The sequence below is a fragment of the Bacteroidota bacterium genome, from assembly GCA_016195025.1.
GTDB lineage: Bacteria > Bacteroidota > Bacteroidia > Palsa-948 > Palsa-948 > Palsa-948.
This window is the reverse complement of record JACQAL010000053.1, coordinates 1-26,298: the sequence shown is the minus strand read 5'-3', so window position 1 is coordinate 26,298 and position 26,298 is coordinate 1. Positions and strand designations below refer to the sequence as shown.

Below are 26,298 nucleotides of genomic sequence, written 5' to 3'. Positions count from 1 at the left end.
GTTTCTGCTGCCTTTAATCATTGACTTTTTCAAAACCCAGTTCTTTTGCTTTGCGAAGCATGAGTTGATACGCTTCCTCGTAATTATTTTTTATCACTCCGTCCAGAATGGCTTCGCGGATTGCATCTTTAATAATGCCCACCGTTTTTGAAGGAGGAAGATTAAATGTTTTCATAATTATTTCTCCGGTGACGGGCGGCTGCCAGTTGCGGATTTTATCCCGCTCCTCCACTTCCTTCAGTTTTTGCCGTACAATTTCAAAATTGCGCAGGTAACGTTTTACCTTCTCCGGATTTTTTGAAGTGATGTCGGCTTCGCAAAGAAGCATCAGGTCATCAATGTCATCGCCTGCTTCAAATAATAATCTTCTCACAGCAGAATCGGTAACTTCTTTTGAAAGCGCAATGGGACGAAGATGAAGCATGACAAGTTTCTGAACGTATTTCATTTTTTCATTTTGCGGAAGACGGAGTTCGGAAAAAATTTTCGGCACCATGCGCGCTCCTCTGTCTTCGTGCCCGTGAAAAGTCCATCCATGCCCTTCTTCAAAACGTTTGGTTTGCGGCTTGGCAATATCGTGCAGCACAGCCGCCCACCGCAGCCATAAATCATTGCTCTTGCGCGAAAGATTGTCAAGCACTTCAAGCGTATGAAAAAAATTATCCTTATGCCCTTTGCCGTCCGCGTATTCAACTCCGCGCAGCAAAACAAATTGAGGGAAAATAATTTCAAGCAATCCCGAATCGAAAAGCAACTTAAAACCCACTGAAGGTTTTGGAGAAAGAATAATTTTATTCAGTTCATCCGCAATCCGTTCCCTGGAAACAATTTTAATCCGGTCTTTATTTTTTACAATGGCATCGAAGGATTTTTTTTCAATGGAAAATCCCAGTTGCGCTGCAAAACGAATGGCTCTCATCATGCGCAGCGGGTCATCGCTGTATGTTATGTCGGCATTCAGCGGGGTGCGGATGATTTTATTTTTCAAATCCTCTGTACCTCCGAAAGGGTCAATCAGTTCTCCGTAATTTTTTTTATTAAGCGAAATAGCAAGCGCATTAATGGTGAAGTCGCGCCTGCTCTGGTCATCCTGCAAAGTTCCGGTTTCCACAGCGGGTTTTCTTGAAGTATGGTCATACGATTCTTTTCTCGCTCCCACAAACTCAAAAATATAATCACCGAATGTAATTTGCGCAGTGCCGAAATTTTTATAAACGTTCACATGCACTTCGCCAGAAATTTTTTTTGCCACGCGCTGCGCTAACTCGATTCCGCTTCCGGTGCAAACAAAATCAATATCCTTCGATTCGCGTTTCAGGAATAAATCACGGACCCAGCCGCCAATGACAAACGCCTGCACGTTCATTTCCTCCGCGCAGCCGGATACAATTTCAAAAACAGAATGTGTAAGATTTTCTTTCACTTCCTTATTATTTTGAATTCTCCGTTCGATTTTAATTTAATAATGGAAGAAGGTTTAGCGTCCTGACATTCATCCTGTCTCCAGTTTATAATATAATCAACTCCGTTTTTTATTTCTTCTGAAATTTCAAAAAAGTTTTGCGGAGTATTTTCACCGCTGATATTTGCCGATGTGGAAACAATTGGCTTTCCGAATTTATGAATAAGCCGCTGGCAGAATTCATCTTTTACAATTCTTATTGCCGCGCTGCCGTCATCGGATAAAATAGAGGCGGCAAGACCTTTCGGCTCGTCATAAATTATTGTCAGGGGAGAATCGGCTGCATCGAGCAAATCCCATGCAACCGCAGGAATATTTTTTACAAACCGGTTCAGCATGGCTTCATCGCTTACTAATGAAATAAAACGCTGCGCTTCGTTTCTTTTTTTGAGTAGAGAAATTTTCTCCACCGCTTTTTCATGGGTTGCATCGCAGCCAATTCCCCAAATGGTATCGGAAGGATAAAGAATAGTTCCTTCATCACGCAAAACTTTTAGCGCCTGCTGGATTTCCTGCTCAAGCATTTTCAGAATAGAGTTTCATTATTTCTCCCGCTATTTTTTCGGGAAGAAATTTTCTTGCATATATTATTCCTCTTTCAGACATTCTCTTTCTTGAATCGGAAGAAGACAAAAGTTTTTTTATTTCTTCAGCGAGTTGCCCGTGATTCAGCGGTTCAATATAAATTGAATCAGCGCCACCGGCTTCAGCAAAACAACCTCCCTGAGAAGTGATAACCGGAATTCCCCGCGTGAGCGCTTCGATAATAGGAATGCCGAAACCCTCGAGCAAAGAAGGATAAATGAAAACAGCAGCGCCTGAATAAATAGCGGGCAAGTCCTCATCTGAAATATTTTCGGGAAAGAGAATTCTTTTTTGAAGTTTGTTTTCGGCAATGTATTCCTGAACTTTTTTGAAATACGATTTTTTCTTTCCCACCACGACAAGAGAAATATCTTTTACAACATTCAGCGCTTTAACAATTGTTAGCAGGTTTTTTCTTTCTTCAATTGTTCCAATGTTCAGCAAATAAGTTTCAGGCAAATGGTATTTTGATTTTACTTTTTTTATTTCTTCCGATGATGATGGTTTGTAAAAAATCCCATCGCAACTCTGGTAAATTACTTTTATTTTCTCCGGATTTATTTTATAAAACTCAAGGATGTCATTTTTTGTTTGCACGCTTACCGCAATTATTTTATCGGCCGATTCGCAGGCGGATTTAACTTTCCTGTTATAAATTTTCCGGTCAATGAGCGGATATAATTGCGGATGCCGCAGGAAAATCAAATCGTGAATGGTAACTATTTTTCTTCCGTGAAACTTACTGATATTAAAAGGAAGTTCATTGCTCAGTCCATGATAGACATTGATTTTAGTTGAGTTCAGCAGATTTGTAATTCCATAGGAGCGCCATCGTGAATTAATTTTTTTATCAATTATGTTTTTCGGTTGAACAACCGTACAGTTTTTCCGCCCGTTAATAAATTCTGCAAATGAAGATTTATTTTTTTGCGGAGTATATAAGAAGTAATTATTCACCGGAAAATAATTTACCAGCGACTTAATCAGCGTGCGCGAATAATTTCCAAGCCCGCTTGAATTGGTAAAAGCCCGTTTCGCGTCAAAGCCAATATTCATTATCTACTAAATTACTAATCTATACTAATGTACTAATAACAGCCAATAAAATTTGAGAGGAAACTATTTTGCTGCAGATTCTTCGGCAGGAATTTCTCTAACCCTCAGCACCATTCCCTGCTTAAGGCGAATGTATTGTTTTGGAGTGATGCCGTTCATGGAGCGGAGTTCTTTGGCGGTGATGCAGTAGTGAGCGGCAATGTCCAGAAAAGTTTCTCCTTTTTCCACCGTATGAAATTCAGTATCGGGATGAAATGCCGCCAGCAATCCGTTTTTATTTTTTTTGAAAACCACCGAATTGAACTGCAGGTTTCCATAGTCGAACGAAATAAAATAGCGCGGGTCAACCGGAGCGCCCATGAAGCGGGTTTCGAAATGCAGATGCGGGCCGGTGGAATGGCCGGTGCTTCCGGCAAGCCCGATTAAATCGCCAGCACCAATCACATCGCCTTCGCATACTTTTATTTTTGAAAGATGCGCATAAACAGTTTCAAGCCCGTTATAGTGGCGCACAATCACCACATTTCCGTAGCCGCCTTTCTTCTGAGCAAAACGCACCATGCCATCGAACGCGCAGGTTACGGTATCGCCTTTTCTCAACTGAATGTCCACGCCTTTATGATACAACCCGTGCCTCCATCCGAAAGGAGAAGAAAGGGGTCCCCACGCAGGCATGTTAAAACATCCGTATTCGGCATTTTCGAGTTCGAGAGAATAGTGCGCACCGGGCGCAAACTCATCTTTGAAAAGAGAAGAAAGGTCTTCTTCCCAATCGCCATAATAATTGGAAGCCGGATAAAGAAACATCGTACTGCGGTCGGAAGAGGGTTCTACCGGTGCGGGAAGAAGTTTTTCAATGTGCAGTTGTCCGCATCCGCTGGTTTCGGTGGCGCAGGAAATATCGGGCTCATCGCGTTTTATTTTGCTGAGGTTGCGTTTGGCAATTTCCATGGTTACTTCGCTCCATAAATCGGCAGGCATGTATTCGGCTTCAAACATGTGGTCAATGAGGAGCAGCAACTGCTCATCGCTCATTTTCTCAATCAGCGGAGGAGCGTTTTCCTTTTTGCTTCTGAAAAAAGATTTATGCGGAACGGAAGAAGAAGCCATGCTGTCGGCTTTTGATTTTTCTCCTTTCTTTTTTTCATTATGCGGAAAAGAAAAGGCGGTTGAAAAAACTCCAATGGCAACTACAATTCCAAGTGCAATTATTCGCATATAATTAAGGTGCGAAGGAACTAAAATTATTTCAATTAGGCAAGAGAATTTTTCTATAGAATTTTGTAAAATCTACGGCACATACTCATACGCGCCAGTGGTGGGAGTGCTTCCACTAAGAATTATCCTTGAGTTTCCCCTGAGGTCGTAAGGAAATAAATTTGCAATGGCAGCATCCGCTTTGCCGATGATTGCATCGAGCGCAAGCGGGTTGCGAATGGTGTAATCGTTATAACTCACATTGTGAAAGTAGGGTTCTTTGTTTACAATCACATTCTGGTAAAGCGCAGCGTTTGAAACATCGAATGTTGTTTTCAGAAGGCAGTTGTGAAATTTATAATTGAATGCTGCACCGCTGTTGTTATCCAGTTTCAGTTCATCGCCCGAAGATAAATCGCCATACACAATGCAGTTGTAAAAGAACGCGCTGTCGAGATTGCGCGCATGAATATTGTCATTCACATCCTTGTAATAATTATTCAGCAGCAAAACCGGAAACTGCCTGGTGGTGGCGCTCCAGTAATTGGCAAACGTGCAGTGGTAGAAACTATATTTCCCGCCAATGGTGAACGCGCCCGCATACTGCCCGCAATTGGCAAACACGCAATTCCATGCTTTCATAAAAGTTCCTCTTCCATACAGCGCGGCAACGCTCATGTTTTTTACAATACTGTTTGAAATGCGCAGCGTAGTGTCAGACCAGTTATTGACCGTGTCGCACATGATTCCGAAATATCCGTTCTTGATAATCGCCCAGTCAATTTTATTGCTCTTGCTTTGTGGCGAAAGCCAAATCCATCCCCACTGCCCGGCTGCTTCTGCATACGCGGATTCTAATCTATCGCCTTGAAAAATTACGGGCTGCGATTGGCTTCCGGTAATTTTCAGCGTTGCATCCTTATTCACATATAGCACGGCATTGGGGTGCATGTATACTTTTGTGCCGGGCTGCAGGGTAAGCGTGCAGCCGGAATCAACCACTGCGTAAGCGTAAATCACATGCGGCTTATCGTTTTTCCAAATATCGTTGCATTTGATTACAGAGTAACCGGGAAAACCATCGGCAGGAAAAATGTTCGGAGTGTGAAAATAAGCATCCTGCCCCCATGCTTCCAAATCCACATCCTGCATATTGCCGTTGGTTTCAAACACAATAGAATCGCGGATGATGAGCGGGTTGCTCGAATTGTTCGGGTCAACGGTTACTTCGGCAAAAACAAACAAACTGTCCTTCGCTTTGATTTCAATATTGCTGAAGGAAACTCCTTTCATTCCATCCACATTAATTCTGAAACTGGAAGCGGTGCCGCGCGCAAGTTTTATAGAAGAAATTTTTATTGTTTGCGAATGGCGGTTGTAAACCAGAAATGTTTTTGTAACCGAGCCCACCGTGGTGAAAACAGTATCGAATAAAATAGAAGTGGCAGAGAATTCCAGTTTGGCGGATGAATCGGTGAGCAGTTTATCTTTCCGGCAGGAAGTAAACAGAATTACACCAATTAGAAAAAAGATTACACCGGTTTTGTTTATGAGGTTCATGAGGAATTGGCAAAGATATACAGGCAAACGGAACGAACGGGGCAGAAGAAAATTATATTCCTGTATAAAAAGTTTATATTATATTTGCGTCCCGAAAATCGGTGTAATCAAAAATAATCTGTGTAATCATACTTATCATGAAAAAAGGCATTCATCCCGAAAGTTACCGCTTCGTAGTGTTTAAAGACGTATCGAACGATTACGCATTTCTCTCGCGCTCCACTGCGGAAACAAAAGATACCATTAAATGGGAAGATGGAAATACCTATCCGTTGATTAAGTTGGAAATCTCCAACACTTCTCATCCTTACTTCACCGGCAAAATGAAATTGATTGATACGGCAGGGCGCGTGGATAAATTCCGCAACCGCTACGAGAAGAAAGCGAAGAAGAAATAGTTTTCTCTATAAATAAAAAAGCCCTTTTCAAAAATGAAGAGGGCTTTTTCTTTTTTTGTTTCTTTCCCCTACTCTATCATTAACTTGCCTGTTCGCACTTTGCCGTCTGCAGAAATTAATTTGTAAAAGTAAATTCCAGACCCCGTCCCTAAAGGGAGAGAAATAGTAATGATTGAATGGTTAGATGGCTGAATGGCTGAATACACTTTTTCGCCAAACACATTGTAAACTTCAATTTCTTCAACCTGAAACCCGAAACATGAAACTGTAAACTTTTTGTCAGCCGATGGATTGGGATAAACTTTCACATCAGCGGAAAAAGTCGGCTCACTCACGCCCACCGCTGCAGAATCATAGACATAAAACAAATCCATTCCTCCTTCCACAATGGAACCGGGAGAAGCATCAGAAGTGCGCATCCAGATTTTTGTTGTGGCAGTGGGAGTAACATAATTTGATATCACAAACTTTTTGTTCACCCACACGCTGGAAGAATTTCCTTTCAGCAACCGTTCAAGCAAAACCGTATTGGTTCCGTTTGTAATATAAACTTCCATGGTGTCATTCGGAGGATTGCTGTTGAGCATGGCATCGTACCACCAGCGCGAGTAACTCACCACCGGCATTGTCATTGCTGTTGGGTCAAACACAGGCGAAGTGAGAATGGTGTAGCCGGGCGGATCCACATCGTGGTCGTAGGCAGCACCTCCTCCGTTATCGGTAACGTAACATTGGTCGGAGCAATCGTTCTGCACATCTTTATCGGGGTTTGCGGTTGCATTGCCGTTTCCTGTATCATACGTTCCAATCGGAACATCTCTTACCCATGCATTCACGCAGGTTCCTGAAACAACCCAGCCGAAATCAAAACTGAAGTCATCGTAAATGCCTTTGTCGAGACAAATGTTCAGCGGATTGCTCGTTGCATTTATTCCCTGACCGCTCAAGCATTTTGTAATATAACCCCACTCGCCCACAATAATATCATAGGTTCCTGCAAGGAAACTCGGAAAGTTAAAGTTTCCGTTTACATCGGTAATCGTATCCCACACAATAGTATTATCTACCATGTGAACGTGCACTCCGGCAATTCCATTTGAAGTGGCATTGTCACATACATGACCTGAGTAAGGAAAAGGCGGAGTGGTTGCGCAGAGTTGAACATTCAGTGTGGTAACATTTCCTGAAGTTAATGACACGGTGAAAGTTTGCGATGTGTATGCTTGCTTGGAAACAACCACCGTGTAGGTTCCAGCAGGAAGAACTCCCACTCCGTATTTTCCCAAGGCATCGGTAAAATCGGTGGCTGAGTTTATATTTGCCGCAGGAGGATTTGTAATGGTAACGGTAGCGTTGACAATAGGATTGCCGGTATTGCAGTCGGTAACCATTCCTTCCAGATAACAGGCGCGCAGATAGGTGGGCGAGCAAACAAACAAGCCGTTCTCCATATCGGAAGCCACAATGGTTCCCGAAGGAAGAAACGGATACACTCCCCAGTCGTGGTCTTCGCCTGAGCCGGAAACAGTGGGAGCGGTATCGTAATTTCCTACCTGAACCATATTATTCGGGCGCGTAACATCCACAATGGTGAAGCCGTCATTATACCACGAAGTAACTGCATACTCTCCTCCGTTCTTCTGCATGATTTGCGTGTTGTGCACATCGGAATTGCTTCCGGGGTTGGATTGAATGCGGTCGAGTTCCACCACGTTGCTGAGATTGGAAAGGTCGTAGGAAGTGAGAAAAGAATTTGCGGTTTCATCGGTGGTGAAAATGGCTTTGCTGCTTGCGTTCAGCCAGGAATTATGCGTGAAGTTGTTGGGCGTGTTCCAATCGGCAAGCGAAACTCCTGCAGCGGGGTTGGTGCAGTTCACCACTTCACAATCGCCCTGGTAAATGTGGCAGGCATAGAGCGTATCGTTGCGCGCGTAGCCATCGTGAATATAGCGGTTGTCATAACTTCCTTTGTAAACAGGCGCCATGGGATTTGTTTTTATATCGGCAATAATGGCGCCCTGGTTTCCCACGTTGCTTCCGAAGAGATAAACTTTTCCTTTTGCCGTATCAATATGAAGCGCATGAATGGTTTGAAGTTTGGTGGCGTTAATGGTGGGCGCCCACGAAGCGGTTGAAACCGCAGGAAGATTTGTCATATCAACAATCTGCAAGCCCACCGTTCCGCATTCGCTGGTAACGTATGCATAGTTGCGGTAGGTTTTGATTTCGCGCCAGAGGCAGGAAGGTCCTGCAACAAAAGCCGCCTGCACGGGCGAAGAAGGATTGGTTACATCCACAATGGATAAGCCGGTGTGCGCGCCCACCAGCGCATATTCTTTTCCGGTGGAAGGGCTTTTCCATCCGCAAATGTTTGCAATGGTGCCTGTGGAATAAGTGTAGGTGGAAGCAAGGGTTACGTTTACATTCTGTGCATGAAGAAAGGCAGAAGCCAGAATGAAGAATAAAGAAGCAAGTAAAAGTTTTTTCATAAATATTTTTTTTAATTGAGTTGCCAAAGGAAAGAATTTGCGCGGATAAATGCAAGATTGGGAGCGGGCGCGCTCTGCGCGCCCGCTTCTCTCCCTATAAAAATTAAAGATGTCATTCCGAATGGAGCGAAGCGAAATGAGGAATCTCATTCAATAATGAAGTCCTTAAGCAAAACTCACGTTAATACTTAAGGTTGCCTGTTTAAGCGTAAAAGAGAGGAGCGCGCCAAGCCAGGTTATCTGCTCGCGGCATAACGTTGCAACTTCCGGGACTGTAGTTGCAACCTCACGGGAAGAAATTGCAACCTTAGGGAAATAAATTGCAACCGCACGGGAAGAAGTTGCAACTTCCCGGACTGTAGTTGCAACCTCACGGGAAGAAATTGCAACCTTAGGGAAATAAATTGCAACTTCACGGGAAAATGTTGCAACCGCACGGGAAGAAGTTGCAACTTCCCGGACTGTAGTTGCAACCTCACGGGAAGAAATTGCAAGTTGACGGGAAGAAATTATCCGCAGAAATGCTCAGCGGATACGCAGAAGCGGAGAAATCCGCCATTTACTGGAAGAAAAGCGGATTTCATAGGGTGAATTCATGTGCTTAATCCATAAAAACCCCTGCGAAGTAATTCCGCAGACCTGCTCAGCCCAAGAAAAGACCTGCGGAACAATTCTGCAGACCTGCTCAGCCCAAGAAAAGACCTGCGGAACAATTCTGCAGACCTGCTCAGCCCAAGAAAAGACCTGCGGAGCAATTCCGCAGACCTGAGCAGTCCGAGAAAAGACCTGCGGAGCAATTCCGCAGACCTGCTGCGGAGCCGCTAAAACAAAAAAGCCCTCCGAAAAATCGAAGGGCTTTCCTCTTTAAGAATTATTTTGCTTATTGCTTGGTGAAAGTGTATTCTTCAAGGTAAGCAACACCGCTTATAGTTACGGTTCCTTTCCATTTCATTTCTTTTTCTTTTAACTCAAGAATATCATACGTAGTTGTACTGCTGCTCGTTCCGGTAGTAGTTACAATCACTTGTTTTTTACCGGAAGCAAATGCCCATGTGCCGGCACTTGCAGAAGTAAGAGTAGTGGTTTTTGTTTTTGCAGCGCAGGCAGCATTAGTAGCAGTGCCGTCAATATCAGTTATACTTTCAGTAATGCTGGTGGTTACAGTGCCTCCTTTTGCAATATCCATAGTAAAGTTTGAAAGCGACTCGGAATAGGTATAAGTAACATCTTGTCCAACGTTCGAGCAACTGAAGTTAGAAATTGTGTAAGTCATGGTTTCAGTGTAAGGAGCAAGTTCATCCACACCGTTAATCTTGTAAGAAGAAATTTTCCAGTTATCCGTCATCCTTGCGGTTTTGCTGCGCAAACTGAGACCGGGACCATCGGGATACTTTTTACATTCGTTGAAAGTGATGGCAACAATTGCCATGGCGAGAAGAAGAGAGATTTTTGTTTTCATTGATTTGGTTTTAATTTTTGTTTGCAAAGATATAATAATTTTCTAATCCGCTACTCAATAATTAATTTGCCGGTTATTTCTTTGCCATCGGTTGAAAGCAAGCGGTAGAAATAAATGCCACGGCCCGTCCCTGAAGGGAGATAAACAGAAGCGGTTGAATGGTTAGATGGCTGAATGGTTGAATACACTTTTTCGCCAAACACATTGTAAACTTGTATTTGAACCCCAGACCAGAGACCCGAAACTGTAAACTTTCCGTCAGCGGATGGGTTGGGATAAACTGAAACGCCCGCACCGGCTGAATTTATTTCGGGCGCTGATACATAGGTTGGGTTCAGCACGAATAATCCCTGCTCAATATCGGAGGCAATAATAATTCCCGAAGGAAGATACGGATACACTCCCCAGCATCCGCCATAGCCGCTGCCCGAAAGCGGGGAAGTATCGTAGTTGCCGACTTGCTTTATGTTGGAAGGATTCGAAACATCTGCTATGATAATTCCATCCTTGTACCACGAAGTAACGGCATAATCAATTCCATTCTTCTTTATTATATACGTATTGTGCACAATCACCCCACTGCCGGGGTCGGTGCGAAAAGTATCGAGTTGGGTAATGTTAGAAAAATTGGAAACATCAAACGAGGCAAGATAGCCGCCATTTATTTCATCGGTGGTGAAGCAGGTTTTTCCGTTGGAAGAAAGCCATGTGTTATGCGTAAAATTTCCGGGCGTTGAAAAAGAAGCGAGAGGAATTCCGTTAGAGGGATTTTTCATATCCACAATTTCCACCGTGCCCGCCCAGATATGCCCTGCATACATGGTATCGTTCTGCACATAGCCGTCATGAATGTATCCGCCTGCGCTGTAACTGCCAAGATAAACAGGATTCATAGGTGTTGTATTTACATCTGCCACCAGCGCTCCGCCTAAACTAAGATTACTTCCGTATAAATATAATTTTCCATTATCAATATGCAGCGCGTGAATGGTTTTAAGCGTGTCGGTTTTCATAATGCTTGAATCCAATATGGCGGGTTTCCAGTTTACTGTCGGAAGCGAGGGCGAAGGAAGATTGGTCAAATCAATTATCTGCAAGCCGGTTTGCCCGCACTCGGTGGTAACATAGGCATAGTTGCCCCAGGTTTTTACTTCGCGCCAACTGCAATTGGTGGAAGCAGGGTCTTGCGGAGCAATCTCCACAATTTGCACGGGCGAAGAAGGATTGGTTACATTCACAATGGATAATCCGTTGGCAGCGCCAACGAGCGCGTATTCTTTTCCGTCAACGGGGCTTTTCCATCCCCAGATGTTTGAAAGTTCCTGCGAGCCGTAACTCAACTGCGCGGCAAGGGTAATGTTCATGTTTTGCGCAGCGCAGGGAATAAGGAATAAGGAATAAGGTATAAAGAAGAGAATGCCGAAGGGAAAAAGTTTTTTCATGTTTTATTTATTAAGGATTATTTTTTTGTTGATGATTCCCCGGTCAGTTGTAAGTTTGATGAAGTAGATTCCGTTGGGTTGATTGGATAAATCAATGGTGAGATTCCTCACTGCGTTCGGAATGACGCTTCGTGTCACTTTTTCACCGAATATATTATCTATTTCAATTCCTTCAACATTGAACCCTGAACTCTGAACCGTGAACTTTCCGTCAGCGGACGGATTGGGAAACACATTCACTTCTTCATTCATCGTTGGTTCATTCACTGCGCTGTTGGCAGAGTCAACAATAAAAAATCTATCGAGCGCTCCGATAATATCTTTCCCGCTGTTGTTGGTAACTCTTACCGTAAAAGACATGGAGGATGTCGGGCTAAGCAGCGAAGAGATTTTATAATTCTTGTTCACCCACTGCCCGTTGCCCGGAGAAATGTAAGTTAACTTTTCAAGAGTTGCCGTATTGGTTCCGTTGCTGAGCGTAATCACTACTGTGTCGGTGTTGGTATTCCACGGAAGATATTTCCACCGCGAATAATAGAGATAGGGATTGGTGTAAGCCGAAAGGTCAAACACAGGCGAAGTGAGAAGGGTGCTTCCCATATCCAGTCCGGTGATGCCGTGATTTCCGTTGGCATAGCAAACATCTCCGCAATCGTTGGTAACATCGGCAGAAGGATTTACCGGAGCGCCCTGCGAATTATAAAATCCAACGGGGACTGCGCGTTCCCATATTCCTTTCACTATGTTTCCGGAAATCGTCCAGTTATAATCCCACATAAAGTCATCGTAAATTTCTTTGTTCAATCCCATGCTGAAGGGAGCGGAAGTGGAAGTGATTGCCTGAGGCGCTGTGCAGTTGGTTTTATATCCCCACTTTCCCGAAGCCACCGAATAATTTCCGTTGAACATAGTGGGAATGGTAAAGTTTCCATTTGCATCGGTAATAGTATCCCACCGGGAATTAGCATCATAGACAGAAACAAACGCGCTGGGAATTCCCACGCTGGTGCTGTTGTCGAAAATTTTTCCGCTGTAAGCAAAAACAGGCAGCGGGCAAAGCGTAAAGTTATCGAGTGTAACCACTCCGTTGGAAAGAACCACCGTATCGGTATCGGTGATGTAGCCCGTTCTGGAAAAGATTACCTGATATGTTCCTGCCAGCGGAACACCCTCGGCATATTTTCCTGCAAAGTCGGTTACATCGGTGTTTGAATTGCTTTGCGGATTAGTTACCTGAATAGTTACATTCACATTATTCAACGGAGCGTTTGTGTTGCAATCGGTAACGGTTCCTTCGAGATAACAGGCGCGAATATAGGTGGGCGCACAAACAAATAATCCGTTCTCCATATCGGAAGCCACAATGATTCCCGAAGGAAGAAAAGGATACACTCCCCAGTCGTGGTCTTCGCCTGAACCGGAAACAGTAGGTTCGGTATCGTAATTTCCCACCTGCACCATATTATCCGGGCGCGTAACATCCACAATGGTGAAGCCATCGTTGTACCATGAAGTAACGGCATATTCCGCTCCGCTCTTCTGAATGATATGCGTGTTGTGCACATCAGAATTGCTTCCGGGATTGGATTGAATGCGGTCTAATTCAAAAATGTTTGAGGGATTGGAAATATCGTAGGAAGTAAGATAGGAATCACTCACTTCATCGGTGGTGAAAACGACTTTGCTGTTTGCATTGAGCCACGAGTTATGCGTGAACAAGCCGGGCGTTTGAACATCGCCAATGGAAACTCCGCTGACGGGATTTGTTACGTCCACCATTTCGCAATCGCCATCGTATATGTGGCAGGCGTAGAGCGTATCGTTGCGCACATAACCATCGTGAATATAGCGGTTGTCATAACTTCCTTTGTAAACAGGCGCCATGGGGTTTGTTTTAATATCCGCAATAATGGCGCCCTGGTTTCCCACGTTGCTTCCATAGAGATAAACTTTTCCTTTTGCAGTATCTATATGCAAGGCATGAATGGTGGCGAGCGTGGTGGTATTAATGGTGGGAGTCCATGTGGCGGTGGTGAGATTGGTGGCGGGAAGATTGGTGAGGTCAACAATCTGCAAGCCGATGTTTCCGCATTCAGAAGTTACATACGCATAATTGCCGTAGGTTTTTATTTCGCGCCAGAGGCAAGAGGGACCGTTGATGAGAACTATTTCAGAAGGAACGGACGGATTGCTGACATCTACAATGGATAAGCCGGTGTGTGCGCCCACGAGCGCGTATTCTTTTCCGTCAACGGGGCTTTTCCATCCGCAGATGTTTGCAATAGTGCCGGTGGAATAGGTGTAGGTGGAAGCGAGGGTTACATTCAGGTTCTGTGAGAACAGAAGAACAGAATTCAGAATACAGAATAAAGAAGCAAGTAAAATTTTTTTCATAGAAGAGTGTTTGGTGCGTCAAAGGAAAGAAAAATTTTGGTGAGGAGGAAAAAAAGTTTTTAGGCAGGAAAAGAACATAGGTTAGTATTAAATATACCAACCTATGCAAAGCAAGTATTCCAACTCATCGCTCTCCCACTTTCACAATTTCTTTGCAAATGAAATGTTGTTCACGCTGAACTTTACAGTGTAAATTCCGGGAGCAAGTCCTGAAGTTGAAAATTCTTCGTCATACATTCCGGCAGTTTTATCTCCGTATTTCAGCAGCACGTGCTCTCCGAGCATGTTCAGCAGTTCAATGCTTACTTCCGCCTTGCCGGTTTCATTTATGGAAGGAAGCAGGCAAGAAAGATGAAACGTTTGCGTGAAGGGATTGGGATAAACCCGGAGCATGAGCGGAGAAACAGTTTCATTCACTGCGTTTGGCGCGCAGAAGCCGGGAATGTGTGCATCGAGCCAGGAGATGCGCTCGTCAATCCACCATTTTAATTTTCCTATTTCTCCGGCATAATCTCTATTTCCTGTCTGAGAGAAAATAATTTTACTTTTGCAACTCATTTTTCGGAGGGGATGGCAGACTTGCGCCTTCGGAGGCGGTTGTCCCGAAGGGATAAAATTGCACCCGTCAAATGTTTTTTGCTTATATATTGAAAAGTTTAAAGGATGGAAAATATTATTACGGTCATACAAATACTTTAGATGAAAGAATAAAAAGGCATAATAATGGAAGAGAAAAATCTACAAAAAGCAGGCGCCCTTTTCTTTTGCATTACTTCGAACAATTTGAAACAATGGAAGAAGCAGCCGATCGAGAATATTTTTTTAAATCTATAAGTGGTTATGTATATCTGAAAGGAAAAGGAATAATTTAGTACACACGGAGGGATGGCAGAGCGGTTGATTGCACCTGTCTTGAAAACAGGCCTGGGTAAAACCAGCGGGGGTTCGAATCCCTCTCCCTCCGCGGATTTCGGGGTGTAACGCAGTCCGGCTAGCGCACTCCGATTGGAATCGGAGGGGTCGTAGGAAAAGTTTTTTGAAATGAAAAAAATAAATCGGGGTGTAGCGCAGTCCGGCTAGCGCATCTGCTTTGGGAGCAGAGGGTCGTAGGTTCGAATCCTGCCACCCCGACTTACAAGTTTAAGATTGAAAATTCGGTCCCGTAGCTCAGCTGGATAGAGCACAGGTTTTCTAAACCTGCGGTCACTGGTTCGAATCCAGTCGGGACTACAAAATTTAATTCATGAACTGTTTTCAAAAAATATTTTTCCTTCCAATTTATTTTTTTGTTACACTGAGCGTTGTTGAAATGTCCTGCTCGGGCGGAAATTCTCCGCGCAACGAAGTAATTGTGCATGAACTTGCCGACCCTGAAATGCTCAATCCCATCAATGCCACCGATGCTTCTTCCAATTACATCTGCAATCATATCTTCCAGAAATTAATTGATGTTAATTATAAAAATCCGGAACGCTTTGTTCCCGTGCTTGCCGAGGAGCTTCCGCTTGTTGAAAAAACTTCTGACACTACCATGTCGCTTACCTTCCGCATCCGAAAAGAAGCGCGGTGGGATAATGGCTCGCCTGTTACTGCCAAAGACGTGGAGTTTTCACTGAAGACATTAATATGTCCGCTGGTGAATGACCCGAATGCCCGTCCCTATTTTGAATTTACATCCGGCTTTAAATTTTATGACGATGACCCGCTGAAGTTTACTGTGGAATGCAACCAGGTTTTTTTTCTTGCCGATGTATCCTTTGGTGATGTTCCTATTTATCCGGAATATATGTATGACCCGAAAGGATTGCTCAGAAAATTTTCTCTGAAGGAAATTTCGGAAGAAGGAGAAAAACTCAGCAGCGATGCCGCGCTGAAAGAATTTGCCGATGATTTTAATTCGGAAAAAAGAATGCGCGATAAAAATTTTATTTCCGGCAGCGGTGCCTATAAATTTTCCGACTGGAAAAACAACGAGCGCGTGGTGCTCACAAAAAAAGAAAACTGGTGGGGCGCTGCACTCGAAAAAGAAAATTGTTTCTTTGAAGCGTTTCCTGAAAAAATTATTTTTCAGATTATAAAAGATCAGTCCACTGCGCTTGTTTCGCTGAAAGCAGGAAACCTGGATGTGATGCGCACCATCAAGTCAAAAGATTTTGCCGAACTTCCGAAGTCAGAAAAGTATATGCAGAATTTTAATTCGTACACGCCCGTGATGTATGCGTATGCATACATAGGCGTTAACAACAAGAGCAAACTTTTATCCGACAAACTCACGCGCCAGGCGCTTGCGCATCTTGTGGATGTGGATAAAATGATTCAAACTGTAAAATACGGGCAGGCGGAAAGAGTTATCGGGCCCATTCATCCGTCCAAGAAAAAATATTACAATGCGGGCATTGTTCCCTATGATTACAATCCGGAGAAAGCAAAAGAACTTCTGAAAAAAGCCGGCTGGGAAAATACAAACGGAGACGAAACGCTCGACAAAATGATTGACGGCAAGCGAACAGAATTTATACTTGATTTTTATGTCAACTCTGAAACCGATGAACGAAAAACCATTGCGCTCCTATTTCAGGAGGAAGCAAAAAAAGTGGGAATAAAAGTAAATGTTATTCTCCGCGATTTCGTAGTGTACATGGGCATTTGCCGAAAGCACGACTTCGATATGATGATTGGCCTATGGGTGAGCGGCCCTCCGCCCGATGATTTGAAATCAACTTTTCATACGGACGGTGCCAATGGCGATGGTTCCAACTATGCAAACTTTTCAAACAAAGAAGCCGATTCATTGCTCGTTGCCGTTCGAAAAGAACTGAACGAAGAAAAACGCTCAATGATGTACAAGCGCATGCAGGAAATTTTTCACGAAGAAGTTCCCATGATTTTTCTCTGGGCTCCCACCGAACGCATTGCCATCAGCAAGCGGTTTGAAAATGCCGAAGCATCTGCCATTCGTCCCGGCTACTGGGAGCAAAGTTTCAAAGTCAGGAAATAAGGAAATAGGGTATAAGGGAATTTTTTTTCAACCGCTCATTTCCCTATACCATATACCTTATACCTTTACCCCGCCATGCTGAAATATATTGTCAGAAGATTATTACTTTTTATTCCCACGCTCATTACTATTTCTCTTTTCACATTTTTTATTTCGGTGAATGCACCCGGTGACCCGGTTGATATTATACTGAATCGCGGAGAAGGAAGCGAAGCAATGCAGTCGCAAAAACCGGCAAAAGAAAAAGAATACATCGCGCTCCGTCACGAACTCGGATTTGATTTGCCACTGTTTTATTTCTCACTTACCGATGCAACTGTTCCTGATACGCTTTACAAAATTCCAAACCCGGAACACCGCGCAACGCTCAAGCGACTGGCAAATGAATACGGAAACTGGTCAACGGTTTCTGCTTTTTATCTGGCAGAAAGAAAAGTGGAATCGGATTTATTTGCTTCTGAAAAAAATTCATTGAACTACTCATCCCTGTCGGATTACCGCTTCCTCATAAATGAATTATTTCTTCAGCACGATGAAACAAAAATAAATTTGCTCGTTGAAAAATTCTCTACGGCTCCGCTGGCGAGCGTGCACGATTTGAAAATTGCTTTCCTGAAACTTTCTTCCGGAAAAAATCCATACAGGAAATATATTCCTGCAATTCACTGGTACGGTTTGCGCAATCAATACCATCACTGGCTTGTGAATTTTTTTTCAGGCGACTTCGGGGTTTCGTACCAGGATAAACGCCCTGTGAGCGAATCACTGTGGGAAGCGCTTCCGCGCACGCTCGGAATCAGTTTAACTTCCATTCTTCTCGCCTATCTCATTGCCATTCCGCTGGGAGTTCACTCGGCAATAAAAAAAGGAACACGCAGCGAAAAAACCCTCACCACTACCCTGTTCCTTCTTTATTCACTTCCGAATTTCTGGATTGCAACCCTACTGGTGATTTTTTTATGCGGAGGAGATTTTCTTTCGTGGTTTCCTGCGCCCGGCTCTCCGCCAATTGCCGAGGACGCTTCCATCGGATATAAATTACTGGAAGGAACGTACCGCTTGCTTCTTCCGCTCTTTTGCTGGACCTACGGCTCGCTCGCTTTTGTTTCGCGGCAGATGCGCGGAGGAATTCTGCAAAACATCACGCAGGATTATATTCAAACGGCAAGAGCGAAAGGACTGGATGAAAAAAAAGTTATCTGGAAACATGCGCTGAAAAATTCCCTTCTGCCTGTCATCACTTTATTCGGAAGCATTTTTCCGCTGGCAATCTCCGGTTCGTTTGTGATTGAAACTATTTTTAATATTCCGGGAATGGGCAAATTAAGTTTGGACGCGCTTTACTCGCGCGACTACCCTATAATTTTTTCCGTGATGATGTTCACCGCCATGCTCACGCTGCTCGGCAATCTGGTTTCAGATATTCTTTACGCGCTTGTTGACCCGCGCATTTCCTATACGAAAAAACCGTGAAGCGCGATAATCACAGCAATGATTTATTTTTCTATTTTTGCCACTCTTTTAATCAACCCTTTGAAAAATCCCTGAATGTTTTCTCCCGAAAATAAATCTCACATTAACTCCGCTCACCTGCTTTCTTTTTTTTATAAATGGCGCAAAACCATCCTCAGCGTTTGCGTGCTTGCTGCAATTGCATCGGCAGGAGTTGCATTTATGATTCCTGAAAAATTCAAATCAACGGTAATTCTTTTTCCCGCCACTTCCGTTTCAGTTGCAAAATCACTGATGGCGCAAAACGCTCCGTCTCAGTCAGACCTTTTGCAGTTTGGCGAAGAAGATGATATGGAACGCATGCTGCAGGTGCTGAACTCCGAAGAAATCCGCGACCGCATTGTGAGCAAATATAAATTGGGCGAGCATTACGGAATTGAAAAAGACAATCCGTACAAGCGCACGCTTTTGCGAAATGAATACGATGACAACATTCAGTTCAGGAAAACCGAATACATGTCGGTGAAAATTGAAGTGCTCGACCACGACCCGCAAATGGCATCGAACATTGCCAACGATATTGCCGCGCTCTATGATTCCACAATGGTGCACATGAAACGCAACCGCGCCATTGACGCATTCAAAATTGTGGAGAAGGAATACAGTTCGCTTCAACATGAAATAAGAGCTAAAGAAGATTCATTGCATAAACTCATGCTGCTGGGCGTGAACGATTACGAATCGCAGGCAGAACGGTTGAACGAAGCGCTCGGCAAAGCCATTGTGGAAGGAAAAACAGGTGCTGCTGCGGAACTCGAACAAAAAATAAAAACGCTTTCCGCCTATGGAACCTCCTACATGGCGCTGCGCGATGATTTATACCGCATGCGCGAGCAATCCAATCTGCTGAAAGAAAAATACGAACAGGCAAAAGTAGATGCGCAGCAAAACATCTCTGAAAAGTTTGTGGTGGACAAAGCGTTTCCCGCAGAAAAAAAATCGTATCCGGTGCGGTGGATAATTGTTACCATAGCAACCTTGTCATCGCTGATAATTTCAGTGCTGGCAATTGCGCTTTTCGAAAACATAAAAAAACTAAAACAAACAATCGGTCAAGAATAAGTGCAGATGAAAAACTTTGATTTGCTGAACATACTACTGAAATGGAAAGTCACGCTCACAGTGGTGATTGCGCTTGCCATTGCGCTCTCGGCAATTTTTTCTTCTCCGTTTTTCATCAAGCCGAAATATAAATCCACCGCCATCATTTATCCTTCCAACCTGATGCCTTATAGCCAGGAATCTCCCACCGAGCAAATGCTTCAGTTGTTTCAGTCAGACAGCATTTTTAATCACGTGGCAGATTATTTTCATTTGGTTCAGCATTATAAATTGGATTCTGCCAGTTCAACGATTCACAATGAACTGCTGAGTATCTATAATGAAAATGTTTCCATAAAGAAAACCGAATACGAAGCGGTGAAAATTGAAGTGCTTGACATTGACGCGCAGGTTGCCAGCGATATGATAAATGAAATGATAAACGCCTTCAATGCATTTACGCTTAAGATGAACAAAGAAAAATCGAGAGAACTGGTGAAAATATTTTCCGACCAGATGAAAAACAAGCAAACGCAGATTGATTCCATCAACACCGCGCTGAAAGAACTCGGAGTGAAATTCGGCATCATTGATTACAAAGCGCAGAGCCGCGAACTTTCAAAAGAATATTACCGCACGCTTGCCACAGGCAACGAGAAAAAAATAAACGAACTCACCGATGCGCTCCGCAATCTGGAAGAGCGCGGAGGAAAATTTTACGAACTGCAGGAGCATCTCAGCCAGTCAACCGCTGAATATGCAAAACTTCTTTCGCAATACAATACGGTGGTGAACGATTCGGAAAAAAAACTTACGTACACAAACGTGGTGGTGAAGCCGTTTCCATCTGACAAGAAAGCATACCCCGTGCGCTGGCTGATTGTAACGGTGGCAGCGTTTGCCGCCACGTTGTTTGCACTCATCGTGATTATGATTATGGAAGGAAGAAAAACTAATTCGCCCCAACCCTAAAGGGAGAAATACAAAAAATGAAAATCAACATTCATCAAATAAAACACCTGCTCAAAGTCCCTTCAGGGATTTAAGGCAAAACATTTAACTATGGCAGTCATCGGAAGCATTCGTAAACGGGGAGCGCTCATCGCAGTCATTATTTTTATTGCGCTGCTCGCATTTGTTCTCGGAGATTTTTTATTCAAAGGCAGAGGATTGTTTCAATCCGAGCAATCGGCAGGAGAAATTTCAGGAACCTCCGTCAGTTTGATTGAATTCGACAATGAAGTGCAGCGCACTGCAGAAATGCTGAAGGAGCGGAAGAAACAAGTTGCCCTCGATGACGAAACCATGAACCAGATTCGCGACCGCGTGTGGGAAAAATACGTGAACGACATTGCGCTCAAGCCGCAATACCGCAAAGCAGGAATTTCTGTTTCCGAAAACGAAGTGAAAGACCTGTTGCTCGGCACCGAGCCCGACCCTATAGTGATTCAGCATTTCACCGACCCCAATACCGGGCAGGTTGCCCAGTTCATGCGCGACCCGCGCACAGGGCAATTAAGCGCGCAGGCAGTGAAGCGATACGATGACACGCTGGCAAAATACAAAGAGCAATACCCTGCCGAGTGGAATCAATGGGTGGAATTTCAGCAGGCGCTTCCCGATGTAAAAATGGAAAGCAAATACATGGCGCTTATCAAAAAAGGATTGTACGTTACCACCGCGCAGGCGAAAACCGATTACGAAAACCTCAACCGCACGGTTGACTTCAACTACCTGGTGAAACCCTATTCTTCCATTTCAGATTCCACCGTGAAAGTTAACGAACAGGATTTGCTGAAGTATTACAACGAGAACAAAACTAAATTCAAGCAGGATGCTTCGCGCAAATTTGAATACGTGATTTTTGATTTGAAGCCCACGCAAGCCGATTACGATGAAGTGAAAACACAACTCGACAAAACGGAAGAGGACTGGGGAAAAATAAAAAATAAAAAAGAGGACTCGCTCTTCGTGGTGCGCGAAGCCGACCAGCGGTCGTATGACACCACGCTTTACGGAAAAGGAAAACTTCCCTTCCAGATTGATTCGCTTGCGCACGCATCGGAGAAAGGAAGCATTCTTCCCATATATGTTGAGAACGATGCGTATCATTTATGCAAAGTGATTGCTCATGAAACCACACCCGACTCGGTGAAAGCGCGGCACATTCTTCTGAAAGTTGCTCCCAAGGATTCTCTCGGAAAAATAAAAGCCAAAGCAAGAATTGACAGCATCAAAAGCGTGATTCAAAAGAAACATAACTTCGAAGAGATGGCAAAAAAGTTTTCGGAAGATGCCGGAAGCAGGGATTCGGGCGGAACGCTCGGCTGGTTCACTGCCGGAAAAATGGTGCCCGAATTTCAGGATGCCTGCTTCCACGGAAAGAAAGGCGATTTGCCCGTTGCACTTTCGCAGTTCGGTTACCATCTCATAGAAATTCTTGACCAGACAACGCCCACCCTGAAAACCGCAGTGGCAACCATTGACCGCAAAGTGGAGCCCGGAACAAAAACACGGCAGGATGTTTTCAACACGGTGAATGATTTCATAGAGAAATACCACACCACCGAAACCTTTTCAAAAGGCGCAGAACAATCTCATCTCATTGTGCGCGTTGCCGACCCGCTGAAGGAATCGGATAAAACAATTGCAGGGCTGGAAAACCCGCGCGAAGTAATCCGGTGGGCATTCAATGCCAAGAACGGAGAAGTGAGCACCACTCCTTTCAACATGGGCGATAAATATGTGGTGGGGCATCTTGCCGAAATACGCGAAGAGGGCTTCGCAACCATAGAACAACGGAAAGATGAAATAGAATTTGGCGCGAAGAAAACGAAGAAAGGCGAAATGATTTCGGAAGAGTTCAACAAACTCAACGCCAAAACCCTCGATGAGTACGCTGCCAAAATGAACCTCCACATTAATTCGGCAGAAGGCGCAACATTCTCCTCCTATTCCATTCCCAAGGTGGGAAGGGAATCTAAATTATACGGACCCTTGTTTACTATGAAGCAGAATGAAACCTCCAAGCCCGTTGCCGGAGAATCGGGCGTGTATGTGCTGCGCATTGCAAAAATAACCCAAGCGCCCGCCACCACTGATTATTCAACCGCTAAAAAGCAAGCCATGAGCAATTACTCTTACCGTGCCGACATGGAGCCCATTGAAGCCATCAAGAAGAAAGCCGAAATAAAGGATAACAGGGCGAAGTTCTTTTAAAACCTTTAACCCTTTGCAGCACATCACTGCGAAAAATCACCGGCTTTTGCGCTCTCCTTCTAAACTCACCTGAAAATGCCCTTCACAAGCCGACTTAAGTATACCACAAAACGACTTTGGTATATCACAAAGCGGCTTTAGTATACCACAAACCGACTTAAGTATACCACAAGCCGACTTTAAGTATACCACAAAGCGGTTTAAGATGCCATAGAGCGGCTTAAGTATGCCACAAAGCGAGTTTGGTATATCACAAAGCGGCTTAAGTACATCACAAAGCGATTTTAGTATATCACAATTTTAGTTTAGTATATGCCCACCCGGCTTTAGTATGCCGCAAAATTGCTTTGGCAGAACCCAACGTCAATGAAGGATACTGAATTTTCGAATAGCAATCGCCCTTGCATTCATTCGTAGATTCGAACTTTTCGTTATCCGTACTCTTACGGGGCTGGCGGAGGCGGAGGAGGCGGTGGCGGTGGCGGTGGCGGGGGAAAGGGTTTCTTTTTCTCAGATGTGCCTGTTCTTGCAATGAAAGGAGTAACGGTGCTCCAGTCGCTCTGCCCGTGAGCGTTCATTGCCGATAGGCGTATGAACACTTCCTGCCCGCGAAGGAGATTGGGGATAACCAGTTTTTTTGAATTGCTTGTCATCAAAACTATTTTGAAACTATCTTCGTCAGAATCGTCCGTGGTGAGTTGCACAATGAAGGTCAGTTTCTGCTTGGTGGAGAGCAGCTGGCTGGTAATTTTCGCCAGAAAAATTTTTGCGGTGCCGGGCGAGTCGCCATCTTCAATCCGTTTAATGACGGGCGCATCGGGCACTTCGGTGGGCGAGGGCTCATTGCTGGCGTCAAAACCCGAAAGCAGAATGGTGTCCTTGTCGTTTTTTGCCACCTTGTTCACATAGGCAAGTTCCTCTTTGAGCATGCCGTGCACCTTCAGCGCTTCCTTGTTGCGGGCTTCGGTGGCTTCGGTGCCGCCTTTTTTAGCAGCGGCAATGGCTTTTTCAAGGGGGCTTACCTCGGCTTGCAAAGCAGCCACAGTGGGGTCAGGTGCGGTAAAGATACCGGCATTATCGGTGAGGTGCGTAATTACCTTGTTAAGCAATTTCAGCAACAGGTCGAACTGCACCGGGGTGCAGTGCATCACGGCTAAAAAGGGACGTTTCATAGGAATGGTTTAGTGTGTATGGTTTAAAGTTTACTGTTTAATGTCAACTAGTAAATCGCGGGTGAAAAATATTTTTTTTGTCTGAGCCGCTTGCCACCAGAAAATCTTCGAACACCGCAGCCGTAATATTCTTGCGCCCGTTCTCCACATGCGATACATATTTTACGGAACATTTCATTTTATCGGCTATGTGTTGTTGTGAAAGTTTATTTGATTGGCGCTCCTGTTTTATTATTGCTCCCATTAATTTTTGCATACCTCATTGTCAAAAACATCAGCAAAGGACAAACTATTTTTTCAAACAGAGGTAGACCTGTGCAGGGCTTAAAGGACTCTCCCCTCACTCCCCTCTCTATCAGATAGAGAGGGGAAGACGAAGTCAGGGGTGAGTTATTTGCTCTTGAGCCCCGATACGCGCTTTGCGCTATCGGGATTTTCGTCTTTATTATTTTTTTATTTTGACTTCAACATCTTCTTGCTGTCCGCAATTTTTCCGTCCACCACCAGCGAATAGGAATAAATTCCCGCGGCAAGGTTGGATGTGGAAAGATTCAGTTCCGCTTTTATTCCTTTATAAGGAAGCGTAACGGTTTTCACTTCATTGCCGAATTCATCGGTGAAAACGAGCGCTGCGCTGGCGGTTTTTTCAGGAACAAAATAACGGATTACTGTTCCCTCGCCAAAGGGGTTGGGGAAATTCTGCCAGAGCATTGCCGAAGCGGAAGCAAGGTCGGCATCGCTTGATGGAAGAGTAGTATTGCCTGTGGTTTTTGCATTTGAAGAACAACAATTGCTGACTGCCGTTTGCAGATTGCCGATTGCCGACTGCTGACTTGTGATTGTTGCCTGCTGCTCTTTGATTGCCTGCACCAGCACGGGAACCAATCTTCCATAATCCAACGTGAGGTAACCGTTTTTATCCGTGTGCACTACTTGCGGAACTATTTTCTGAACGCTGTCGGCAATGAAACCGATTTGCTGCGCGCTGTCAAAAACATAACCGGGCGTTTGAATCCAGTTATAAGAAATTCCGCTGAGCGCGTTCACTTTGTCGAGCGCGGAAGTTAAAGGAGCAACATTTGTTTTCATGCGGCTGTCGGAAGAAGAATAAAATCCGGTGGCATTGGCAGCGCGGATGGGAGAAACCGAAAGGCATTTTGCCGTATCGGTAAACGAAAACACATTGCTCCATGCGCCTGTGCCGGCATTGTTTTTTGCATTCACGCGCCAGTAGTAAGTGGTGGATACGGAATCGCACAGAGAAAAAGAAATAGTTGTATCGGATGTGCTCTGGTCAAACACCAATGTATCGAACGAATTATTTTTTGCAATCTGAGCGCGATACAAAATAATTCCTGCCGATACCGAATGCCAGACGAGTGCCGGTTGCTGAGATATTTGCTGTTGATTTCCTGGCAATGCTCCTCCTCCGTTGAAACTTCCCACCGCACCATCGGCAGGGGAAATTAAAACGGGCGCACCGGGAACGCTCGCTGCTTTTGTTACCGCGCTGTCTAATTGCTTGATGGCTTCTACGGCAACGGGAAGAACTCTGGGATAATCGGCTGTTTTAACTTTTAAAAGAGAATCATAGTTAACTACAAGTGGAATTTGTCTTTCTAAATCCTGTGCAACAAAACCTATGTCATGTCTTCCGGTAGTTGTCCAGTCAAATGTTACTCCTTTTATATTGCGAATTGCATTTAAAGCATTTGGAATTTGCAGAACATTTGCTTTGAGAGAACTATCAGAGATATATGAATTCCCTCCAACTACAATGCTTGTGCCATCGCCCGCATTGCCAACGTACATTACTGCCTGTGGAGAATTTGTGCCGGAAATTGACAGAGGAGCCGGTATATTCATTCCAAAAAATACTTTGTGATGAATAGTTGGGGCAGATGATTCATACCCATCGGGCGGAACCACAATTGCATAGGGAGCATCGGAGGTATTCACAAGCAATCCGATTGCATCTCCATCTGTATTTAATATTTTCTCGCCTATTGAACCTTTTATGCCTGCACTCTGAACCACCTGCAATTTTGCAATGGGGTCGCAAGTCTGGCAGGAAGGGCAAACAGCGCAAGGTCCCGTGCTGCATGGCATACCCATGCCCACATTGTTTTGAATTACGCTTCCGCTTCCGTTGCCGTTAAAATTAAAATTATTGTTTTAGGACTTTCGCAACAAAGGTAAAAAACATTCGGAATAAACAAGCAGATGTTGAAAAAATAAAATCAGGCAGAGAGATAGCAAGGGCAAAATAAATCATCATAGCGGTTCACCAAAACGAACTTCTATGAAAACAACA

Annotated in this window: 20 protein-coding genes and 3 tRNA genes; 10 read left to right on the top strand and 13 right to left on the bottom strand. The window is 44.3% G+C overall.

Annotated elements, in window-relative coordinates; translation table 11 throughout:
* Positions 1-13: 13 nt before the first annotated feature.
* The 5 genes from HY063_10560 to HY063_10540 form a co-directional block, all read right to left on the bottom strand.
* On the bottom strand, positions 14-1,366 hold the full coding sequence (locus HY063_10560; protein MBI3502225.1) for an HD domain-containing protein: 1,353 nt from the start codon (positions 1,364-1,366) through the stop codon (positions 14-16).
* A gap of 53 nt (positions 1,367-1,419) precedes the next feature.
* Positions 1,420-1,986 carry a threonylcarbamoyl-AMP synthase gene (locus HY063_10555; protein ID MBI3502224.1) on the bottom strand — a complete coding sequence of 189 codons (567 nt, stop codon included), beginning with the start codon at positions 1,984-1,986 and terminating at the stop codon, positions 1,420-1,422.
* Positions 1,979-3,103 (bottom strand): glycosyltransferase family 4 protein, encoded by a 1,125-nt coding sequence (locus HY063_10550; GenBank protein ID MBI3502223.1) that lies wholly within the window; start codon positions 3,101-3,103, stop codon positions 1,979-1,981. The genes HY063_10555 and HY063_10550 overlap by 8 nt, the downstream gene beginning before the upstream one ends.
* A gap of 63 nt (positions 3,104-3,166) precedes the next feature.
* Complete coding sequence (locus HY063_10545; GenBank protein ID MBI3502222.1) at positions 3,167-4,321, bottom strand: peptidoglycan DD-metalloendopeptidase family protein; 1,155 nt, start codon at positions 4,319-4,321, stop codon at positions 3,167-3,169.
* A 72-nt stretch (positions 4,322-4,393) separates the two neighbouring features.
* Complete coding sequence (locus HY063_10540; protein MBI3502221.1) at positions 4,394-5,860, bottom strand: hypothetical protein; 1,467 nt, start codon at positions 5,858-5,860, stop codon at positions 4,394-4,396.
* Between the two features lie 137 nt (positions 5,861-5,997).
* Between HY063_10540 and HY063_10535 the strand changes: the two genes are divergently transcribed.
* Positions 5,998-6,258: a type B 50S ribosomal protein L31 gene (locus HY063_10535; protein MBI3502220.1), complete on the top strand. Its 261-nt coding sequence runs from the start codon at positions 5,998-6,000 to the stop codon at positions 6,256-6,258.
* Between the two features lie 68 nt (positions 6,259-6,326).
* Here HY063_10535 and HY063_10530 read toward each other — a convergent pair whose 3' ends face one another.
* The 5 genes from HY063_10530 to HY063_10510 form a co-directional block, all read right to left on the bottom strand.
* A complete protein-coding gene (locus HY063_10530) occupies positions 6,327-8,747 on the bottom strand; it encodes a choice-of-anchor B family protein (protein MBI3502219.1) in 2,421 nt (806 codons plus the stop codon).
* An 880-nt stretch (positions 8,748-9,627) separates the two neighbouring features.
* On the bottom strand, positions 9,628-10,206 hold the full coding sequence (locus HY063_10525) for a hypothetical protein (GenBank protein ID MBI3502218.1): 579 nt from the start codon (positions 10,204-10,206) through the stop codon (positions 9,628-9,630).
* A gap of 50 nt (positions 10,207-10,256) precedes the next feature.
* Positions 10,257-11,648, bottom strand: a complete 1,392-nt coding sequence (locus HY063_10520; protein MBI3502217.1) for a choice-of-anchor B family protein — start codon at positions 11,646-11,648, stop codon at positions 10,257-10,259.
* Between the two features lie 3 nt (positions 11,649-11,651).
* Positions 11,652-14,042, bottom strand: a complete 2,391-nt coding sequence (locus HY063_10515) for a choice-of-anchor B family protein (protein MBI3502216.1) — start codon at positions 14,040-14,042, stop codon at positions 11,652-11,654.
* 141 nt (positions 14,043-14,183) lie between these two features.
* On the bottom strand, positions 14,184-14,600 hold the full coding sequence (locus HY063_10510; protein ID MBI3502215.1) for a T9SS type A sorting domain-containing protein: 417 nt from the start codon (positions 14,598-14,600) through the stop codon (positions 14,184-14,186).
* Positions 14,601-14,671: 71 nt separating this feature from the next.
* On the opposite strand from HY063_10510, the gene HY063_10505 reads away from it, so the two are divergent.
* The 9 genes from HY063_10505 (at position 14,672) to HY063_10465 (ending at position 22,812) form a co-directional block, all read left to right on the top strand.
* Positions 14,672-14,914 (top strand): GIY-YIG nuclease family protein, encoded by a 243-nt coding sequence (locus HY063_10505; protein ID MBI3502214.1) that lies wholly within the window; start codon positions 14,672-14,674, stop codon positions 14,912-14,914.
* A gap of 7 nt (positions 14,915-14,921) precedes the next feature.
* A tRNA-Ser gene (locus HY063_10500) sits at positions 14,922-15,006 on the top strand.
* Between the two features lie 92 nt (positions 15,007-15,098).
* Positions 15,099-15,173 (top strand) — tRNA-Pro (locus HY063_10495).
* A 25-nt stretch (positions 15,174-15,198) separates the two neighbouring features.
* Positions 15,199-15,272: transfer RNA gene (locus tag HY063_10490), tRNA-Arg, on the top strand.
* Positions 15,273-15,285: 13 nt separating this feature from the next.
* On the top strand, positions 15,286-17,040 hold the full coding sequence (locus tag HY063_10485; GenBank protein ID MBI3502213.1) for a hypothetical protein: 1,755 nt from the start codon (positions 15,286-15,288) through the stop codon (positions 17,038-17,040).
* Positions 17,041-17,115: 75 nt separating this feature from the next.
* Positions 17,116-18,513, top strand: a complete 1,398-nt coding sequence (locus HY063_10480; GenBank protein ID MBI3502212.1) for an ABC transporter permease — start codon at positions 17,116-17,118, stop codon at positions 18,511-18,513.
* Between the two features lie 75 nt (positions 18,514-18,588).
* A complete protein-coding gene (locus HY063_10475; protein ID MBI3502211.1) occupies positions 18,589-19,614 on the top strand; it encodes a hypothetical protein in 1,026 nt (341 codons plus the stop codon).
* A gap of 6 nt (positions 19,615-19,620) precedes the next feature.
* Positions 19,621-20,565, top strand: a complete 945-nt coding sequence (locus HY063_10470) for a hypothetical protein (protein MBI3502210.1) — start codon at positions 19,621-19,623, stop codon at positions 20,563-20,565.
* Between the two features lie 90 nt (positions 20,566-20,655).
* Positions 20,656-22,812, top strand: a complete 2,157-nt coding sequence (locus HY063_10465) for a peptidylprolyl isomerase (protein MBI3502209.1) — start codon at positions 20,656-20,658, stop codon at positions 22,810-22,812.
* A 443-nt stretch (positions 22,813-23,255) separates the two neighbouring features.
* Here the strand turns inward: HY063_10465 and HY063_10460 are convergent, their stop codons facing one another.
* From HY063_10460 to HY063_10450, 3 genes are all read right to left on the bottom strand, one after another.
* Positions 23,256-23,984: a fibronectin type III domain-containing protein gene (locus HY063_10460; GenBank protein MBI3502208.1), complete on the bottom strand. Its 729-nt coding sequence runs from the start codon at positions 23,982-23,984 to the stop codon at positions 23,256-23,258.
* A gap of 43 nt (positions 23,985-24,027) precedes the next feature.
* Complete coding sequence (locus HY063_10455) at positions 24,028-24,240, bottom strand: helix-turn-helix transcriptional regulator (protein MBI3502207.1); 213 nt, start codon at positions 24,238-24,240, stop codon at positions 24,028-24,030.
* 197 nt (positions 24,241-24,437) lie between these two features.
* Positions 24,438-26,099: a tail fiber domain-containing protein gene (locus HY063_10450; GenBank protein MBI3502206.1), complete on the bottom strand. Its 1,662-nt coding sequence runs from the start codon at positions 26,097-26,099 to the stop codon at positions 24,438-24,440.
* Positions 26,100-26,298 lie beyond the last annotated feature (199 nt).